17 protein-coding genes are annotated in these 17051 nt (G+C 70.6%); 8 read left to right on the top strand and 9 right to left on the bottom strand.

The features are described 5' to 3' along the window. Positions 1-53: 53 nt before the first annotated feature. Positions 54-536 (top strand): NUDIX domain-containing protein, encoded by a 483-nt coding sequence (locus ACIPM1_RS12580; RefSeq protein WP_402432722.1) that lies wholly within the window; start codon positions 54-56, stop codon positions 534-536. Positions 537-552: 16 nt separating this feature from the next. On the opposite strand, the gene ACIPM1_RS12575 is transcribed toward ACIPM1_RS12580, so the two are convergent. Continuing rightward, positions 553-1872 carry a globin domain-containing protein gene (locus ACIPM1_RS12575; protein WP_402432719.1) on the bottom strand — a complete coding sequence of 440 codons (1320 nt, stop codon included), beginning with the start codon at positions 1870-1872 and terminating at the stop codon, positions 553-555. Positions 1873-2164: 292 nt separating this feature from the next. On the opposite strand from ACIPM1_RS12575, the gene ACIPM1_RS12570 reads away from it, so the two are divergent. Next, a complete protein-coding gene (locus ACIPM1_RS12570; RefSeq protein ID WP_402432716.1) occupies positions 2165-3031 on the top strand; it encodes a GNAT family N-acetyltransferase in 867 nt (288 codons plus the stop codon). A gap of 90 nt (positions 3032-3121) precedes the next feature. Here the strand turns inward: ACIPM1_RS12570 and ACIPM1_RS12565 are convergent, their stop codons facing one another. Further along, on the bottom strand, positions 3122-4330 hold the full coding sequence (locus ACIPM1_RS12565; protein ID WP_402432713.1) for an MFS transporter: 1209 nt from the start codon (positions 4328-4330) through the stop codon (positions 3122-3124). A 143-nt stretch (positions 4331-4473) separates the two neighbouring features. On the opposite strand from ACIPM1_RS12565, the gene ACIPM1_RS12560 reads away from it, so the two are divergent. Together ACIPM1_RS12560 and ACIPM1_RS12555 are read left to right on the top strand one after the other, a co-directional pair. Continuing rightward, positions 4474-4938, top strand: a complete 465-nt coding sequence (locus tag ACIPM1_RS12560) for a MarR family winged helix-turn-helix transcriptional regulator (RefSeq protein WP_402432710.1) — start codon at positions 4474-4476, stop codon at positions 4936-4938. Positions 4939-4974: 36 nt separating this feature from the next. Beyond that, positions 4975-5427 (top strand): GNAT family N-acetyltransferase, encoded by a 453-nt coding sequence (locus ACIPM1_RS12555; RefSeq protein ID WP_402432707.1) that lies wholly within the window; start codon positions 4975-4977, stop codon positions 5425-5427. A 139-nt stretch (positions 5428-5566) separates the two neighbouring features. Here the strand turns inward: ACIPM1_RS12555 and ACIPM1_RS12550 are convergent, their stop codons facing one another. Beyond that, the gene (locus ACIPM1_RS12550; protein WP_402432704.1) at positions 5567-6952 is read right to left on the bottom strand and encodes a serine hydrolase domain-containing protein; all 1386 of its coding nucleotides are present in this window, start codon (positions 6950-6952) and stop codon (positions 5567-5569) included. A 150-nt stretch (positions 6953-7102) separates the two neighbouring features. Continuing rightward, on the bottom strand, positions 7103-8581 hold the full coding sequence (dnaB, locus tag ACIPM1_RS12545) for a replicative DNA helicase (RefSeq protein ID WP_356181343.1): 1479 nt from the start codon (positions 8579-8581) through the stop codon (positions 7103-7105). 459 nt (positions 8582-9040) lie between these two features. Here dnaB and ACIPM1_RS12540 point away from each other — a divergent pair, with 459 nt between their 5' ends. Beyond that, positions 9041-10381: an MATE family efflux transporter gene (locus ACIPM1_RS12540; RefSeq protein WP_402432700.1), complete on the top strand. Its 1341-nt coding sequence runs from the start codon at positions 9041-9043 to the stop codon at positions 10379-10381. Positions 10382-10515: 134 nt separating this feature from the next. Here ACIPM1_RS12540 and rplI read toward each other — a convergent pair whose 3' ends face one another. The 4 genes from rplI to rpsF form a co-directional block, all read right to left on the bottom strand. Next, entirely contained in the window at positions 10516-10962 is a 447-nt protein-coding gene (rplI, locus tag ACIPM1_RS12535; protein WP_356181349.1) for a 50S ribosomal protein L9, read from the bottom strand. A gap of 18 nt (positions 10963-10980) precedes the next feature. Continuing rightward, on the bottom strand, positions 10981-11217 hold the full coding sequence (rpsR, locus tag ACIPM1_RS12530) for a 30S ribosomal protein S18 (protein ID WP_003949403.1): 237 nt from the start codon (positions 11215-11217) through the stop codon (positions 10981-10983). Positions 11218-11274: 57 nt separating this feature from the next. Beyond that, positions 11275-11865 carry a single-stranded DNA-binding protein gene (locus ACIPM1_RS12525; protein WP_402432696.1) on the bottom strand — a complete coding sequence of 197 codons (591 nt, stop codon included), beginning with the start codon at positions 11863-11865 and terminating at the stop codon, positions 11275-11277. A 78-nt stretch (positions 11866-11943) separates the two neighbouring features. Beyond that, positions 11944-12234, bottom strand: coding sequence for a 30S ribosomal protein S6 (gene rpsF, locus ACIPM1_RS12520; RefSeq protein ID WP_402432693.1), 291 nt, complete (start codon positions 12232-12234; stop codon positions 11944-11946). A 271-nt stretch (positions 12235-12505) separates the two neighbouring features. On the opposite strand from rpsF, the gene ACIPM1_RS12515 reads away from it, so the two are divergent. The 3 genes from ACIPM1_RS12515 (at position 12506) to ACIPM1_RS12505 (ending at position 15320) form a co-directional block, all read left to right on the top strand. After that, positions 12506-12811 (top strand): hypothetical protein, encoded by a 306-nt coding sequence (locus ACIPM1_RS12515; protein WP_402432690.1) that lies wholly within the window; start codon positions 12506-12508, stop codon positions 12809-12811. Between the two features lie 259 nt (positions 12812-13070). Beyond that, positions 13071-14192: a peptidoglycan bridge formation glycyltransferase FemX gene (gene femX, locus ACIPM1_RS12510; protein ID WP_402432687.1), complete on the top strand. Its 1122-nt coding sequence runs from the start codon at positions 13071-13073 to the stop codon at positions 14190-14192. A gap of 96 nt (positions 14193-14288) precedes the next feature. Then, a complete protein-coding gene (locus ACIPM1_RS12505) occupies positions 14289-15320 on the top strand; it encodes an alanine racemase (protein ID WP_392195953.1) in 1032 nt (343 codons plus the stop codon). A 94-nt stretch (positions 15321-15414) separates the two neighbouring features. On the opposite strand, the gene ACIPM1_RS12500 is transcribed toward ACIPM1_RS12505, so the two are convergent. Beyond that, entirely contained in the window at positions 15415-16932 is a 1518-nt protein-coding gene (locus ACIPM1_RS12500) for a glycosyltransferase family 87 protein (protein WP_402432684.1), read from the bottom strand. Positions 16933-17051: the final 119 nt, after the last annotated feature.

Below are 17051 nucleotides of genomic sequence, written 5' to 3'. Positions count from 1 at the left end.
CCGGTGACGTCTCGCGATGTTTCACGTGGAACCAGCCGGGCCACATTTCTCCCATGACCGTCCGACCCGTGGTCAAGCGCACCGCCCGCGCCGTCCTTCTCGACGGCGACGACCTGATCCTGATCAAACGCACCAAGCCGGGGGTCGATCCCTACTGGGTCACGCCCGGTGGCGGGGTCGAACCGGGGGACACGACCGTCGTCGACGCCCTGCACCGCGAGGTGTACGAGGAACTCGGCGCCAAGATCACCGATGTGGTGCCCTGCTTCGTGGACACCGTGGAGCACATCGGCGAGGACGGCGGGGCGACCGGGGTCAAGGTGCAGCACTTCTTCGTCTGCCATCTGGAGTCGATGGACCCCTCCCTGCGGCACGGCCCCGAGGTGGAGGAGCCCGCCGGCGAGTACGAGATCGTCCGCGTGCCGTTCACCCGGGTGGGGATCGCCTCCGTCCATCTGGTCCCGCTGTCGCTGCGGCACTACCTGGACGGCAACATCGAGGGCGTACGCGCCATGCACGCGCCCGACCTGGGGTGACGCCGAGCAGAACGGCTCACGATCCGGCGGAGGCCAGTTCCTCGACCGCGTCGTGGCGGATCCGCGCGGACGGGATGCCGAGGTCCCGCAGGGTGGTCAGCCCGCTGCGGATCATGCCGGGCGGTCCGGAGAGATAGGCGTCGTACTCGTTCCATGGACCGGCCCCCCGTACCGCCTCCGGCAGCCCGGGGTGCGCCTGCCGGTCGACGACCGCGCGGACCGACAGCCAGGGGTGGGCGTGCTGGAGCCGGCGCATCGTGTCGATGTCGTACAGGTCGTGGTCGGTTCGGGCGCCGTAGAACACCTCGACCGGGCGCTGCTCGCCGTGGGCCGCGACGTCCTCGACCAGCGCCTTGATGGGCGCGATCCCGGTGCCTCCGCCCAGGCAGAGCAGACCGCTCTCGGTGGTGTGGTCGACGGTCATCGCACCGGCGGGCGGGCCGAGGCGGACGACGTCGCCGGGCCGGGCACGGTGCACCAGCGCCTGGGATACCCAGCCTGCGGGGACCGCCTTCACATGGAAGGTGAGCAGCCCGTCGGAGCGGGGCGCGGACGCGAAGGAGTAGTGCCGCCAGATCCGCGGCCACCAGGGCGTCTCCACACTCGCGTACTGGCCGGCCAGGAAGGGATAGGGGTGGTCGGGGCGGAGGGTGAGGACGGCGATGTCCGGAGTCCTCTTCTCCTGGGCGACGATCTCCGCGGACCACCAGGCCGGGGCATGTGCCTCGTCGGCCGCCGCCGCATCGATCATGACCTGGGACATCCTCGTGTACGCCCGGATCCAGGCCGCCGCGGTCTCCTGGTTCCAGACGCCGGGCGCGTACGCGCTCAGCGCGCCCATGAGGCATTCACCGACCGCCGGGTAGTGCTCGGCCCGGGTGCCGTACTTGCGGTGGCCACGGCCGAGGTTCCGCAGATAGCCCACGAGGACCTCGGTGTCGTCGAAGCGCTCCGCCGCGGTGAGCAGGGCCTTGAACAATCGGTCCCGCTGGGTGTCCATGGCGAGCGGGAACAGGGACCGCAGCTCGGGATGGCGCACGAAGAGCAGCGCATAGAAGTACGAGGTGGCGTCGTCGGCGACCGGCTCGATCGCGGCCAGCGTGCGGCGGATGAGCACCGCGTCCGGGGACGCGCCGCGAACGCCCGGCGCCGGAGTGGGCGGCGGTGTGGGCGCGTGGTCTGCCGGTGGGCGCTCCTGACCCGCTGCGGGGTCCGCTGAGGGGCCGGGCCGCCCGTCGCGGGTGCCGGACGGCTCCGCCGGCCCTCTGCGCGGAACGAACCAGCCGCTCCCGTCCGACGTGCCGTCCCCGGCCGACGGGCTGATCGGAGCGTCCATGCTGTGCCTCGCCTAGGACATCGTGTGGTCGGTCTGCGCACGTCCTCGGCCGTACGCGTGTGCTCTCCCCCGCAGTGGCTTGAATCCTGCCTGCGGTCCCGTACCCGGCACGACCGCATCCACGCGAGGTCTCGCATATGCCGGACCCCACAGATCACGGCGACCACGTTTCACGTGAAACCACCGGCAGCTGTCCAAAGGTTGTGCACACGGCGACGACATGGCCAAAACCACGTGTGTCTCCCCCGAAACCGGTGGACGGCGAGGGCGCCGGTCGGACAGCCTGACCTGCGTGCCGACTCCTTTCCCCGCCGCTCTGCCCATTCGCCGTCTGACGCTCCGCGATCTCACCGCCTGCGCCGACTTGTCCGAGAACCGGGGGTGGCCGCGCGAGGAGCACAAGTGGGGCTTCCTCCTCACAGCCGGTCGGGGGTACGGGATCGACGACCCCGACGGCGGCCTCGTCGCCGCCTGTGTGGTCACGGAGTACGGACCACGGGAGCGCCCCGACCTGGGCGCCATCGGCATGGTCCTGGTCGCGGAACGGCACGCGCGTCAGGGCATCGGACGCCGGTTCATGCGCCACATCGTCTCGCTGCTGGACACCACGCCGCTGACCCTGCACGCGACGCCGTACGGCCGCCCCCTGTACGAGGAGATCGGGTTCAAGGCGACCGGCCGGGCGGAGATGGCGAGTGGCCGTTTCACGCCGGGTGGGGCGGAGCCCCGGGTCGCCACGCGGGCGGCCACCGCCGAGGACCTCCCCGGCATCCTCCGGCTCGACGAGGAGGTGTTCGGCGCCGACCGCACCCACATCGTCACCCGGCTGCCCGCCTTCGCCGACCAGTTGAGGGTCGCCGAGGACGACGGCCGCGTCATCGGATACGCGGCGGCCTGGCCCAACATGGACACCCAGGTGGTGGGCCCGCTGATCGCCCGCGACACCGACACCGCCAAAGCGCTCCTCGCCTCGCTCGCCGCCCACACGGACCGGCCGCTGCGCACCGACATCGACGTACGGCACGAGGAGCTGCTGGACTGGGTGAAGGAGCGGGGACTGACGTCCGTCACCTTCAACACCGTCATGACCTACGGGATCACGGAGCTGCCCGGGGACTGGACCCGCCGGTTCGCCCCGGTCACGGTGGCGGCGGGCTGAACCGGCCGCACGAGTACGGGCGCCTACGACGCGCTACGGCAGAACGCCGGTCCCCGAACGGGGACCGGCGTCGTCGTGCGGAGGGTGTCGTCAGTGGTGGACGACCGTCCGCTGCTCGGCCGCCGGGGCCCCCGCGACGACGCTGCCGGGCGCGGTGTCCCGGCGCTCCAGGGCGGACGAGACGACGGCGAGGACCAGGGCGCCCGCGGCGAGCACGGCACCGACCCAGTTGGGCGCGGTGTAGCCGAAGCCGGCCGCGATGACCAGGCCGCCGAGCCAGGCGGACAGCGCGTTACCGAGGTTGAACGCGCCGATGTTCACGGCCGAGGCCAGGGTCGGGGCGCCGTGCGCCTGGTCGAGGACCCGCTTCTGCAGCGGCGGCACGGTGGCGAAGCCCAGGGCGCCGATCAGGGCGATGGTGACGGCGGCGGCGATCTTGTTGTGCGCGGTGAACGTGAAGAGCGCGAGAACGACGGCCAGGGCGCCGAGGGAGACGTACAGCATGGGCATCAGGGCCCGGTCGGCGAACCTGCCGCCGACGAGGTTGCCGGCGACCATGCCGAGGCCGAAGAGGACCAGCAGCCAGGTGACGGACCCCTCGGCGAAGCCGCCGACGCGGGTCATCATCGGCGCGATGTAGGTGATGGCGGCGAAGACACCGCCGAAGCCGAGCACGGTCATCGCCATGGCGAGGAGGACCTGGGCGTTCTTGAACGCGGCCAGTTCATGGCGCAGGTGCACCCCCTCGGGCCTGGGCATCTCGGGTACGAGCCGGGCGATGCCGGCCAGCCCCACGACGCCGAGAGCGGCGACGACGGTGAAGGTGACGCGCCAGCCCGCGGACTGGCCGAGCAGGGTGCCCAGCGGCACGCCCACGACGTTGGCGACGGTCAGACCGGTGAACATCATCGCGATGGCGCCGGCCTTCTTGTCGGGGGCGACCAGATCCGCGGCGACGACCGAGCCGATGCCGAAGAAGGCACCGTGGGCCAGCGAGGCGACCACCCGGCCGATCAGCATGACCGAGAAGGCGGGGGCGATCGCGGAGAGCAGGTTCCCGGCGATGAACAGGCCCATCAGCAGCATCAGCATCCGCTTGCGGGAGACCTTGGTGCCGAGCGCGGTCATCAGCGGGGCGCCGAACACGACGCCGAGGGCGTAGCCGGTCACCAGGAGACCGGCGGTGGGGATGGTGACCCCGAAGTCGTTCGCCACCTGGGGCAGCAAGCCCATGATCACGAATTCGGTGGTTCCGATTCCGAAGGCCCCGATCGCGAGGGCCAGAAGCGCGAGAGGCATGAGGAGGAAACCTTCCCAGACGATTGCAGGTGCGCTTTGCGTGCGTCCACAATAATTGCACACGCGGGCTATATGCAAACGACGGATATTTCGAAGCTGCTCTATCCTGGGGGGTAGCCGCTCCGGGACGGAGGAGAACGCCCATGACAGCGACGGATCCCGCGCTCACCGCCCTCGCCCAGGGCTGGTGCGCCCTCTCCCTGCTGCACGGGAGGATCGAGGCGCACATCGAGCGCGCCCTGCAGTCCGCGCGCGACCTGAGCGTGCGTGAGTACTCCCTGCTCGACGTGCTCAGCCGTCAGCACGACGGCGAGGGAGGCCATCTGCAGATGAAGCAGGTGGCCGATGCGGTCGTCCTCAGCCAGAGCGCCACCACACGACTGGTCACCCGGCTCGAGGACCGCGGGCTGCTGGAGCGCTATCTGTGCCCCACCGATCGCCGGGGCATCTACACCAACGTCACCGAGGCCGGCCTCACGCTCCTGGAGGAGGCCCGGCCGACCAACGACGCCGCCCTGCGCGAGGCACTCGACGAGGCCGCCAAGAACCCCGCACTGGCACCGCTGGTCCGGGCCGTGGAGTCGTTGCACGCGCCGGCTCCGGCCTGACCCCGCGGGCCGCCGGCGGCGCATAGGGTGCGGGACATGGGAGATCTCGACATCCGCGCCGCCGCCACCGACGACGTCCCCGCCCTTGTCGCCCTGCTCGCTGACGACCCGCTCGGCGCGCAGCGCGAGTCCCCGGACGACCTCGCCCCGTACTTCGCCGCTCTGGAGCGGCTCAGCGCCGATCCGAACCAGCATCTGGTCGTCGCCGTGCGCGAGGGGCGCGTCGTCGGCACGCTCCAGCTCTCGATCATTCCCGGGCTGTCCCGCCGCGGCTCCACCCGGTCGATCATCGAGGCGGTCCGCGTCCACGCCCACGAACGTGGCAGCGGCCTGGGGACGCGGCTCATCGAGTGGGCGATCGACGCCTCACGGCGCCAGGGCTGCCGACTGGTCCAGCTGACCTCGGACACGACCCGCACCGACGCCCACCGCTTCTATGAGCGGCTGGGATTCCAGGCCTCCCACGTGGGCTTCAAGCTTCAGCTCTGACCCCGGGCCCGCCTCCGTATCGGCGCGGCCCGGCCGGCAGGTCGGTCGGGGAGTCGGCAGGCGGGTGCCCACAAGCAGCGAAGCGTCCTGTTTCACGTGAAACAGGACGCTTCGCCGAAGGGATCGGGCAGCGGCCGCGTCAGCCGACTCCGCGCCAGCCCTCCGCGTCCACCCCGCCGGGCACCGGCGCCGTCTCGTCGTAGGGCTGACGCGTGAAGACGAAGGATCCGAGGTCGAGGTGGCTCACCATCCCGTCGGGCCGTCGTACCGCCCGCAGAACCTCTCCGGCGTAGTACCCCTCCAGACCGGTCCACGTCCCGTCACCGTTCGCCCGGAACCGCGAACGGCGGCCCGTGCCGGACAGCGGCTCCAGCGAGACCAGCCCGTCGGCCGTGACCCTCAGAGCGACGCCCTGGGTCCCCCAGTACCACTGCCCCGCCAGTTCCAGCACGGCCGGATCGACCTCCCGCAGCGGCCGCCAGGGCTCCGGGATCCGCGGCTCCGCCTCGGCGACGATCCCGACGAGCTCGACGCCCAACGTCGACACCAGTGGACCCTGTGTGCAGTTGGCCAGAACGACGGCGGCGACATCCTGCTCCGGGCTGAAGGTGAGGCAGGCGAGAAAGCCCGGCAACGACCCCGTGTGCCCGACGAGCAGGCGTCCGTCCATGCGCCTCAACTCCAGTCCGAGGCAGTACGCATAGCCGGTGGCCACGTCGAGGGCCTCGGGCGGAGCGGCGGGGGTGCGCATCTCGTGCAGGGAGGCGGCACCCAGCACCCGGTCGTCCCCCTTGGCCAGGAAGGCCGCGAACCGTGCCAGGTCGCCCGTGGTGGACCAGAGTTGCCCGGCCGGTGCCATCCGGCCGAGATCCTCGGCGGGCTCGGGGAGCAGCACATCGGCCCAGGGGTGCACGGCCCAGCCACCCGCATGGGGCGCCTGAGGCAGCGCAGAAGTGCGATGCAGGCCCAGGGGTTCGAGCACTTCCCGCCGAAGAACCTCCTCCCACGGGGCCCCGCGCAGCTTCTCCACGAGAGCGCCCAGCAGGGTGTAGCCGGGGTTCGAGTAGTGGAACCGCCGGCCGACGGGATGCACGAGCGGCCGCTCGCCGAGGACGTCGGACAGTTCGGGGCGCAGCGTCCCCGGGGTGCGCTCCCACCAGGGGGCGGGGGACTCGGCTGCCAGTCCGCCCGTGTGGGCCAGCAGGTCCACGATCGCGGCCTCCCCCACACCGGTGCCGGGCAGATGCTTCTCCAGCGGGTCGCCGAGGTCGAGCAGCCCCTCGTCCCGCAGCCGCAGGACGAGCACCGCGGTGAACGTCTTGGTGATCGAGCCGATGCGGTACTGGGTGTTCTCGTCCGGCCCGTGCCCGTCCACCGACGTCCGCGCGCCGTGCCACACCGTCCGCCCGTCCCGCACGACCGCAGCGACGAGCGACGGCGCCCGTCCCTCGCTCTGGGCGACGGCGATCCTGTGCAGCAGTGCCCGGCGCGTACCGGGGAGAAGCTCGTCCTGAGGTGTCGTCATGCCCCCAGTCCACCTGGTGCGACGACGCACGTCGAGTTCATTTCACCCAGCGTGCCGGGCCGGCCGCCCTCGCCGGACCACCGGGCACCAAGCGCTGGCACATCAGTGGCACCGCCAAGCCACGGCACATCAGGAGCATCAGGGCCCCGATCAGGTCTGCGCCATGTCCACGAAACGCGAGTAGTGCCCCTGGAAGGCGACCGTGATCGTCGCCGTCGGGCCGTTACGGTGCTTGGCGACGATCAGGTCGGCCTCGCCCGCCCGCGGCGACTCCTTCTCGTAGGCGTCCTCGCGGTGCAGCAGGATGACCATGTCGGCGTCCTGCTCGATGGAGCCGGACTCACGCAGGTCGGAGACCATCGGCTTCTTGTCGGTGCGCTGCTCGGGGCCACGGTTGAGCTGGGAGAGCGCGATGACCGGGATCTCCAGCTCCTTGGCGAGCAGCTTGAGGTTCCGGGACATGTCCGAGACCTCCTGCTGACGGCTCTCGGCACGCTTGGAACCGCCGGACTGCATCAGCTGGAGGTAGTCGATGACGACCAGCTTCAGGTCGTTGCGCTGCTTCAGGCGGCGGCACTTGGCGCGGATCTCCATCATCGACAGGTTCGGGGAGTCGTCGATGTAGAGCGGGGCGGCCGAGACGTCGGGCATCCGGCGGGCCAGCCGCGTCCAGTCCTCGTCGGTCATCGTGCCCGAGCGCATGTGGTGCAGGGCGACCCGGGCCTCCGCGGACAGCAGACGCATCGCGATCTCGTTGCGCCCCATCTCGAGGGAGAAGATGACGCTCGGCAGGTTGTTCTTGATCGACGCCGCGCGCGCGAAGTCCAGGGCGAGCGTCGACTTGCCCATCGCGGGACGGGCGGCGATGACGATCATCTGGCCGGGGTGCAGGCCGTTGGTGAGGGAGTCGAAGTCCGTGAACCCCGTGGGCACACCTGTCATCTCGCCGCTGCGCGAGCCGATCGCCTCGATCTCGTCGAGCGCGCCCTCCATGATGTCGCCCAGCGGCAGGTAGTCCTCGCTGGTGCGCTGCTCGGTGACCGCGTAGATCTCCGCCTGGGCCCGGTTGACGATCTCGTCGACGTCGTCGTCGGCCGCGTATCCCATCTGCGTGATCCGCGTGCCTGCCTCGACCAGCCGACGCAGCACGGCGCGCTCGTGGACGATCTCCGCGTAGTACGCGGCGTTCGCCGCGGTCGGGACGGTCTGGACGAGCGAGTGCAGATACGAGGCGCCGCCGACCTTGTTGATCTCGCCGCGCTTGGTCAGCTCGGCGGCGATCGTGATCGGGTCGGCCGGCTCGCCCTTGGCGTAGACGTCGAGGATCGCCTGGTAGATCGTCTCGTGCGCGGGCTTGTAGAAGTCGTGGCCCTTGAGGATCTCGACGACGTCGGCGATGGCGTCCTTGGACAGCAGCATGCCGCCGAGGACGGATTGCTCGGCGTCGAGGTCCTGCGGCGGGACCCGCTCGAAGGAGGTGCCCGCGCCGTCCCATCCGCCGCTGTCCCGGCCCCGGTCGTGCTGCTCGTCGCGCCCGCGGCCTCCCTCGGGGCGCCGGCGGGAGGCGGGCAGACGGTCGCCGGGTCCGCTCTCGGCCCACGGGTCGTCCAAGGGCTCGGAAATGCTCACCGAGCGACCTCCTCCCGTCCGCCGAGCGGACCTCGCCGTGCCCCTCTTTTCTACGGCACGGCACTGACAAAACGAGAAGCCAGTCTCCGCTTCTGGCGCGTCACTCTGTGACGGTTCGGAGGCCGGCGAACGGAGCGGGCGCCGGTCCACGGTAGGCCCCCGGGGGGCGTCAGCCAATCTGGTTATCCACAGGCCATGTGGACGAGCGCCCGGATGCTGTGGAGAACTCGGGAAAACCTGTGCACGACCCGGTGGACAGCACTGTGAACAAGCCCTCGCTCTTCCCTCCACCAAGCCCCTGAGCTGGTGTTTTGCCGTCCACGGGCTGTGCAGAAGAAAAACTTCCCCGGTCGGGCCACATTCGCTTCGAACGGTGCGCACCGCCGCACACCCCGAGAGGATCAGTAAGGCCCTCAAGGGCTTTGCATCTCTTACCTGTGGACGATTACATTGATGCCCATGACACAGGCCCCCGCACGCCCCGCGAGCACCCGGCGGAAGCACGACCGGGAGATCGTCGCGCTGGCCGTTCCGGCCTTCGGCGCGCTGGTCGCCGAGCCGCTCTTCGTGCTGGCCGACAGCGCGATCGTCGGCCACCTCGGCACGGCACAGCTCGCCGGACTCGGCGTCGCCTCGGCCCTTCTGACGACGGCCGTCAGCGTCTTCGTGTTCCTCGCCTACGCCACCACCGCAGCCGTCGCCCGGCGCGTCGGCGCCGGAGACCTCCCGGCCGCCATCCGCCAGGGCATGGACGGCGTCTGGCTGGCGCTGCTGCTGGGCACCGCCGTCATCGCGGTCACCCTGCCCACCGCTCCCGCCGTGGTGGACCTGTTCGGAGCCTCGCCCACCGCGGCCCCGTACGCGACCACGTATCTGCGCATCTCCGCCTTGGGCATCCCGGCCATGCTCGTCGTACTCGCGGCCACGGGCGTCCTGCGCGGTCTGCAGGACACCCGGACTCCGCTCTACGTCGCCGTGGGCGGCTTCGTCGCCAACGCCGTCCTCAACGCCGGTCTCGTGTACGGCGCCGGTCTCGGTATCGCGGGCTCCGCCTGGGGGACCGTCATCGCCCAGTGCGGCATGGCCGCGGTCTACCTCACCGTGGTCGTCCGCGGCGCCCGCGAGCACGGTGCCTCGCTGCGCCCGGACGCCGCGGGGGTCAGGGCCTCCGCCCAGGCCGGCGCGCCCCTGCTGGTCCGCACGCTCTCCCTCAGGGCGATCCTGATGATCGCCACAGCGGTCGCGGCCCGGCTGGGGGACGCGGACATCGCCGCCCACCAGATCGTCCTGTCCCTGTGGAGCCTGCTCGCCTTCGCCCTGGACGCCATCGCGATCGCCGGGCAGGCCATCATCGGACGCTATCTGGGCGCGGAGGACGCCGAGGGCGCCCGGGCGGCCTGCCGCCGCATGGTCCAGTGGGGCATCGCGGTCGGCGCCGCACTGGGCCTGCTGGTGGTCGTGGCCCGTCCGGTGCTCCTGCCGCTCTTCACGGGCGACCCCGCGGTGACGGACACCGCCCTGCCCGCGCTGCTCGTGGTGGCGCTCTCCCAGCCGGTCTGCGGTGTCGTCTTCGTGCTCGACGGCGTCCTGATGGGCGCGGGCGACGGCCCCTACCTGGCGTGGGCGATGCTGCTCACTCTGGCGGTCTTCACCCCCGCCGCGCTGCTGGTACCCGCGTTCGGCGGAGGCCTGACCGCGCTGTGGGGAGCGATGACCCTGATGATGGCCGTACGGATGCTGACCCTGTGGCTGCGGGCCCGCTCGGGCCGCTGGCTGGTGACGGGCGCAACGCGCCCGTGAGCGGTTCACGTGAAACGGGGCTGTTTCACGTGAAACGTGAGACAGCCCCGTTTCACGTGAAACACGGCCATGAAGAAGGGCCGCACCCCCTCGGGTACGGCCCCTCTCCAGGCTGTTCAAGCCGGACGCAGCGGTCAGCCCGCGACGACCTCGATGTTGACCTTGGCGGCAACCTCGGGGTGCAGACGCACGGACGTCTCGTGGGCGCCCAGGGTCTTGATCGGCGCACCGAGCTCGATGCGGCGCTTGTCGACCTCGGGACCACCGGCGGCCTTGATCGCCGAGGCGACGTCGGCCGGGGTGACGGAACCGAAGAGACGGCCGGCGTCGCCGGAGCGAACGGCCAGACGGACCTTCACACCTTCGAGCTGGGCCTTGATCTGGTTGGCCTGCTCGATGGTCTGGATCTCGTGGATCTTGCGAGCACGACGGATCTGCTCGACGTCCTTCGCGCCACCCTTGGTCCAGCGGATCGCGAACTTCCGCGGGATCAGGTAGTTGCGAGCGTAGCCGTCCTTGACATCGACGACATCGCCCGCGGCACCGAGGCCGGAGACCTCGTGGGTGAGGATGATCTTCATGATTCGGTCACCCTTCCCTTAGCGCGCGGTGGACGTGTAGGGCAGCAGCGCCATCTCACGGCTGTTCTTGACGGCCGTGGCGACGTCACGCTGGTGCTGCGTGCAGTTGCCGGTCACGCGGCGGGCACGGATCTTGCCGCGGTCGGAAATGAACTTCCGCAGCATGTTCGTGTCCTTGTAGTCCACGTACGTGACCTTGTCCTTGCAGAAAGCGCAGACCTTCTTCTTCGGCTTGCGCACAGGCGGCTTCGCCATGGTGTTTCTCCTGTGTGATCAAGAAGTGTGGGTACGACCCACCCTTGGTCCGGGGACCTAGAAGGGGGGCTCGTCCGAGTAGCCGCCACCGCCGCCGGAGCCGGAGCCGCCGCCCCAGCCGCCGCCACCGCCGCCGCCCTGGTTGCCACCGGCGGGAGCGCCGGTCGCCCACGGGTCGTCGGCCGGGCCGCCGCCCTGCTGACCGCCGCCGGGGCCGCCGCCCCAGCCGCCGCCACCCTGGCCGCCACCGCCGCCGTAACCGCCCTGGCCCTGGCCACCGCGGCCGGTGGTCTTGGTGACCTTGGCCGTGGCGTTGCGCAGGCTGGCGCCGACTTCCTCGACGTCCAGCTCGTAGACCGTGCGCTTGACGCCCTCGCGGTCCTCGTAGGACCGCTGCTTCAGCCGGCCCTGCACGATGACGCGCATGCCTCGCTGGAGCGACTCCGCGACGTTCTCCGCCGCCTGACGCCAGACCGAGCAGGTCAGGAACAGGCTCTCGCCGTCCTTCCACTCGTTCGTCTGACGGTCGAAGGTGCGGGGCGTGGACGCGACACGGAACTTCGCGACCGCCGCACCGGAGGGGGTGAAGCGCAGCTCGGGGTCGTCGACAAGATTGCCGACGACCGTGATGACGGTCTCGCCTGCCATGGGGGAACCTCTCGGCGGGTGTGCTGCTGGCTGCTTGGTGCTGCTACTCGAATCCCGGGATCAGCTGAGCGGGAGAGCTCAGTGGGTCTCGGGACGGAGGACCTTGGTCCGGAGGACCGACTCGTTCAGGTTCATCTGGCGGTCGAGCTCCTTGACGACCGCAGGCGCGGCCTGCAGGTCGATGACCGAGTAGATGCCCTCGGGCTTCTTCTTGATCTCGTAGGCGAGACGACGACGACCCCAGGTGTCGACCTTCTCGACCTTGCCGCCGCCGTCACGGACGACGGACAGGAAGTTCTCGATCAGCGGAGAGACAGCGCGCTCCTCGACATCGGGGTCGAGGATGACCATCACCTCGTAGTGACGCATGTGGAACCCACCTCCTTTGGACTCGGCGGCCACGGTCGTTCCGTGGCAGGAGGGTTGTGATGCGTACGCAACGGTATCGGCCGCCACTGACAATCGGAGGCGGCCGACGGAATCGCCAGGCGCCGCGAGGTGCCTGGGCAGAGACCGATGCAGACGTTACAGACTACCCGCACCCCCGCTTCCGGTTGAAATCGGGCCCCAGGACCCGTCAATCTGGACACGACGGGTGTGTAAGGCGCTACGATGCGCCGCCCTTCGCAGGAGGTGCCCCATGGCACAGACGTTGCGACCCAACACCGCCACCGGCGGTGGACTCCTCTCCACGGACGGCAAGTCCCATCCCGTCCAGGACACCCTCCTCGCGGTGACCCTGGCGCTGGGCCTGACGGCTGTCGTCGCCGCGTGGTTCCCCGGTCTTCATGCGCTGAGTTCCTGGGCCGGCCTGGTGGGCATCCTCACCGGCGCGTACGGCCAGTGGATCTCGGAGACGACACGGGAGCGCTTCGGGCTGATCATCGGCCTCGGCGCCTCGGCGGTCGGCTTCGGACTCGGCCTGGCCTGGGGCGGGTTCTTCTGACGCCGCACACCCCCCTCCACCACAACATCACGGACACCGTCCGCACGGCATGAGGCGCCGTCCGCCGGATCTTCGGACGGCGCCCCGCCGGATCTCCGGACGGCGCCCCCGCCGACCCACAGCACGCCCCGGCCGGGCCCCGGGCCGGGGCGAAGGCACCGCACGGTCATTCGGGCCGCGGGCCGGGCGCAGTAGGCTTCGGCGCGAGAGCCGGAGCCCCTGATCCCATGGGGACACGCCAGCCCGAGGAGCGCCCCGAATGACCCTGACCCTGAGGACCATCAGTCGAGAGCAGCATCTGGCCTACATCCAGAGCCTGCCCGCGGCGAGTCACATGCAGGTCCCGGCCTGGGCGGACGTGAAGGCGGAGTGGCGTTCGGAGCACCTGGGATGGTTCGACGACCGCACCGGCGAGCTGGTCGGGGCGGGCCTCGTGCTGTACCGCCAGCTGCCCAAGATCAAGCGGTACCTCGCCTACCTGCCCGAGGGCCCGGTCATCAACTGGTTCGCGCCGAACCTGGACGACTGGATCCAGCCGATGCTGGCCCACCTCAAGCAGCAGGGCGCCTTCTCCGTGAAGATGGGCCCGCCGGTGATCATCAGGCGCTGGAACGCCGAGTCCATCAAGAGGGGCATCCAGGACCCGGACATCAAGCGCCTGCGCGACCTGGAGGCCGACTTCATCGAGCCCCGCGCCTTCGAGGTCGCCGACAAGCTGCGCCGCATGGGCTGGCAGCAGGGCGAGGACGGCGGCGCCGGCTTCGGCGACGTCCAGCCGCGCTACGTCTTCCAGGTGCCGCTCGCCAACCGCTCCCTGGAAGAGGTGCACAAGAACTTCAACCAGCTCTGGCGGCGCAACATCAAGAAGGCCGAGAAGGCCGGCGTCGAGGTGGTCCAGGGCAGCTACCAGGACCTCGAGGAATGGCAGCGGCTGTACGAGATCACGGCCGTGCGCGACCACTTCCGGCCCCGCCCGCTGTCGTACTTCCAGCGCATGTGGACGGCCCTGAACTCCGAGGACCCCAACCGGATGCGGCTGTACTTCGCCCGGCACAACGGGGTGAACCTCGCCGCGGCGACCATGCTGATCGTCGGCGGGCACGTCTGGTACTCCTACGGCGCCTCCGACAACATCGGCCGCGAGGTCCGGCCCTCGAACGCCATGCAGTGGCGGATGCTGCGCGACGCGTACGCGCTCGGCGCCACCGTCTACGACCTGCGGGGCATCTCCGACTCGCTGGACGAGACCGACCACCTCTTCGGTCTGATCCAGTTCAAGGTGGGCACCGGCGGACAGGCCGCCGAGTACCTCGGCGAGTGGGACTTCCCCCTGAACAAGCTGCTCCACAAGGCGCTCGACATCTACATGTCCCGGCGCTGAGCCCCGTCCCCTGTTCCCCCCGTCCCCTCTTCACCCCAGCTGACCACCGCAGCTGACCAACCGCAGCCACCAGAAGGAAAGGTTCCAGGTCCGGCCATGGCGCTCACGCTCTACGTCGACACCGCGCGCTGGCGGGCGCACCACAAGCACGTGCAGGAGCAGTTCCCGGGCCTCGTCCCGGTCTGCAAGGGCAACGGCTACGGCTTCGGGCACGAGCGGCTGGCGGAGGAGGCCACGCGTCTGGGCGCGGACGTCCTCGCCGTCGGCACGACGTACGAGGCCGCCCGGATCAAGGACTTCTTCGGCGGCGACCTGCTGGTGCTGACGCCGTACCGGCGCGGCGAGGAGCCGGTCCCGCTGCCCGACCGGGTGATCCGGTCGGTGTCCTCGGTCGACGGGGTGTACGGCCTCGTCGGCGCCCGTGTCGTCATCGAGGTGATGTCCTCGATGAAGCGGCACGGCATCAGCGAGCAGGACCTGCCCCAGTTGCACGCCGCCATCGAGAACGTCCGGCTGGAGGGCTTCGCCATCCACCTGCCGCTGGACCGCACCGACGGCTCGGACGCCGTCGAGGAGGTCATCGGCTGGATGGACCGGCTGCGCGCGGCCCGGCTGCCGCTGCACACGATGTTCGTCAGCCACCTCAAGGCCGACGAACTGGCCCGGCTCCAGCAGCAGTTCCCGCAGACCCGTTTCCGCGCCCGCATCGGCACCCGGCTGTGGCTGGGGGACCACGACGCCACCGAGTACCGCGGGGCGGTCCTGGACGTCACCCGCGTGACCAAGGGCGACCGCTTCGGCTACCGGCAGCAGAAGGCAGCCTCCGACGGCTATCTGGTGGTCGTGGCGGGCGGTACGTCGCACGGCGTGGGCCTGGAGGCCCCCAAGGCGCTGCACGGCGTCATGCCACGCGCCAAGGGCGTCGCCCGCGCCGGCCTCGCCACGGTCAACCGCAACCTCTCGCCGTTCGTCTGGGGCGGCAAGCAGCGCTGGTTCGCGGAGCCGCCGCACATGCAGGTCTCGATCCTGTTCGTGCCCATGGACGCCCCGGAGCCGAAGGTCGGCGACGAGCTGGTGGCCCATCTGCGGCACACCACCACGCAGTTCGACCGGCTCATGGACCGCTGAGGTCCCACCGGCACGAAAGGCCGTACCCGGAACGCCCGGTGTACGGCCTTTCGCATGCGGCCGGGTGCGAAGGGGGCCTTCGCACCCCGTTCGCTCAGAGCGAACCTCCTCCCGGGGAGGCCACGGCCCCGGCGCCCCACTCCACCTGCGGCCCGGCGAAGTGGGCCGCGTGGCGCCGCGGACGGGCCGCCGTGCCGAGCACGAAGACGTCCTCCGCGCCGTCGAGCACACCGCCCGAGGGGTCGTCGTCCCCGGCCCGGCGCACCACGTCCCGCTCCGGCATGAGGATGTCCCGCACCACGACGGCGCACAGGTACAGCGTCCCCAGCAGGTGCACGCCGATGGCCCAGTGGTAGCCGTCGGTCGGCAGTCCCTTGTGGGCGTCGCCGCTGGTCGTGTACGCGAGGTACATCCAGATCCCCAGGAAGTACGCCACCTCGCACGCCTGCCAGACGAGGAAGTCCCGCCACCGGGGCCGGGCCAGCGCGGCCAGCGGCACCAGCCACAGGACGTACTGCGGGGAGTAGACCTTGTTGGTGAGGATGAAGGCCGCGACGATCAGGAAGGCCAGCTGGGCGAAGCGGGGACGGCGCGGAGCGGTCAGCGCGAGGGCCGCGATGCCCACGCAGCTCAGCAGCATCAGCAGGGTGGCGAGGAAGTTGACGGTGTCGGTGCTGAGCGGGCTGCTGGAGTTCTGGGCGAGGATCAGCCAGAAGGAACCGAAGTCGACACCGCGCTCCTGGCTGAACCGGTAGAACTTCGACCACCCCTCGAAGGCGAACAGCATCACCGGGAGGTTCACCACCAGCCAGGCCACGGCGGCGCCGCCGAACGCCCGGCCGAACTCCCGCCACCTGCCCGCGCGCCAGCACAGCACCAGCAGGGGGCCGAGCAGGAAGACCGGATACAGCTTGGCGGCCGTGGCGAGCCCGAGCAGGACGCCGAAGGCGAGGGACCGGCCGCGGGACCACATCAGCATCGCCGCGGCCGTCAGGGCGACCGCCAGCAGGTCCCAGTTGATGGTGGCGGTCAGGGCGAAGGCGGGCGCCAGCGCGACCAGCAGGCCGTCCCAGGGCCTGCGCGCGTGGGTGCGGCCGACGCAGACGGCGATGACGGCGGCGCAGGCCATCAGCATCCCCGCGTTGACCATCCAGTACCACTGCTCCTGGTCCTGGATGCTGCCGCTGCCGGGCGTGAGCCAGGCGGCCACCTCCATGAACACGCCGGTCAGCACCGGGTATTCGAGGTAGTCCATGTCGCCGGGGAGCTTGTCGAAGTACGGCACGAGCCCCTCGGCGAACCCGCGCCCCTGGTAGAGGTGCGGGATGTCGGAGTAGCAGGCCTTGGTGTACTGCGAGCTGGCGCCGAAGAACCAGGCGCCGTTGTAGCAGGGCGCCTTCTGGACCAGGCCGAGGGCGAACATGCCGATCGCCACGAGCGCCACGATCCGCACCGGGGTCCACCAGGACGTCCCGAGCAGGGCGAGCCGCCCGACGGGCCCGCCGATCAGCTCGCTGCCGGCCGCGGCGACCGGGTCCTCCCTGGTCGGCCGCACCGGGTCGGTCTCGGGCACGCTCGCTTGCGTCGATTCAGCACCGGTCATGCCGCACATCCTGCCGTACGCGCCTGAGCGGGACCCCGCGCACACCGTTCTCCGCGGCCGCCCGGGAGGGAAACCCGGAACCCGGCGCGGAGCGAGGGCACGGGACCGCGGCGCGGCACCACGGCACA

Source organism: Streptomyces sp. NPDC086766, from assembly GCF_044746005.1.
Lineage (GTDB): Bacteria > Actinomycetota > Actinomycetes > Streptomycetales > Streptomycetaceae > Streptomyces.
Note: the sequence above shows the minus strand (reverse complement) of the source record. Positions and strands in the feature narration are given on the sequence as shown.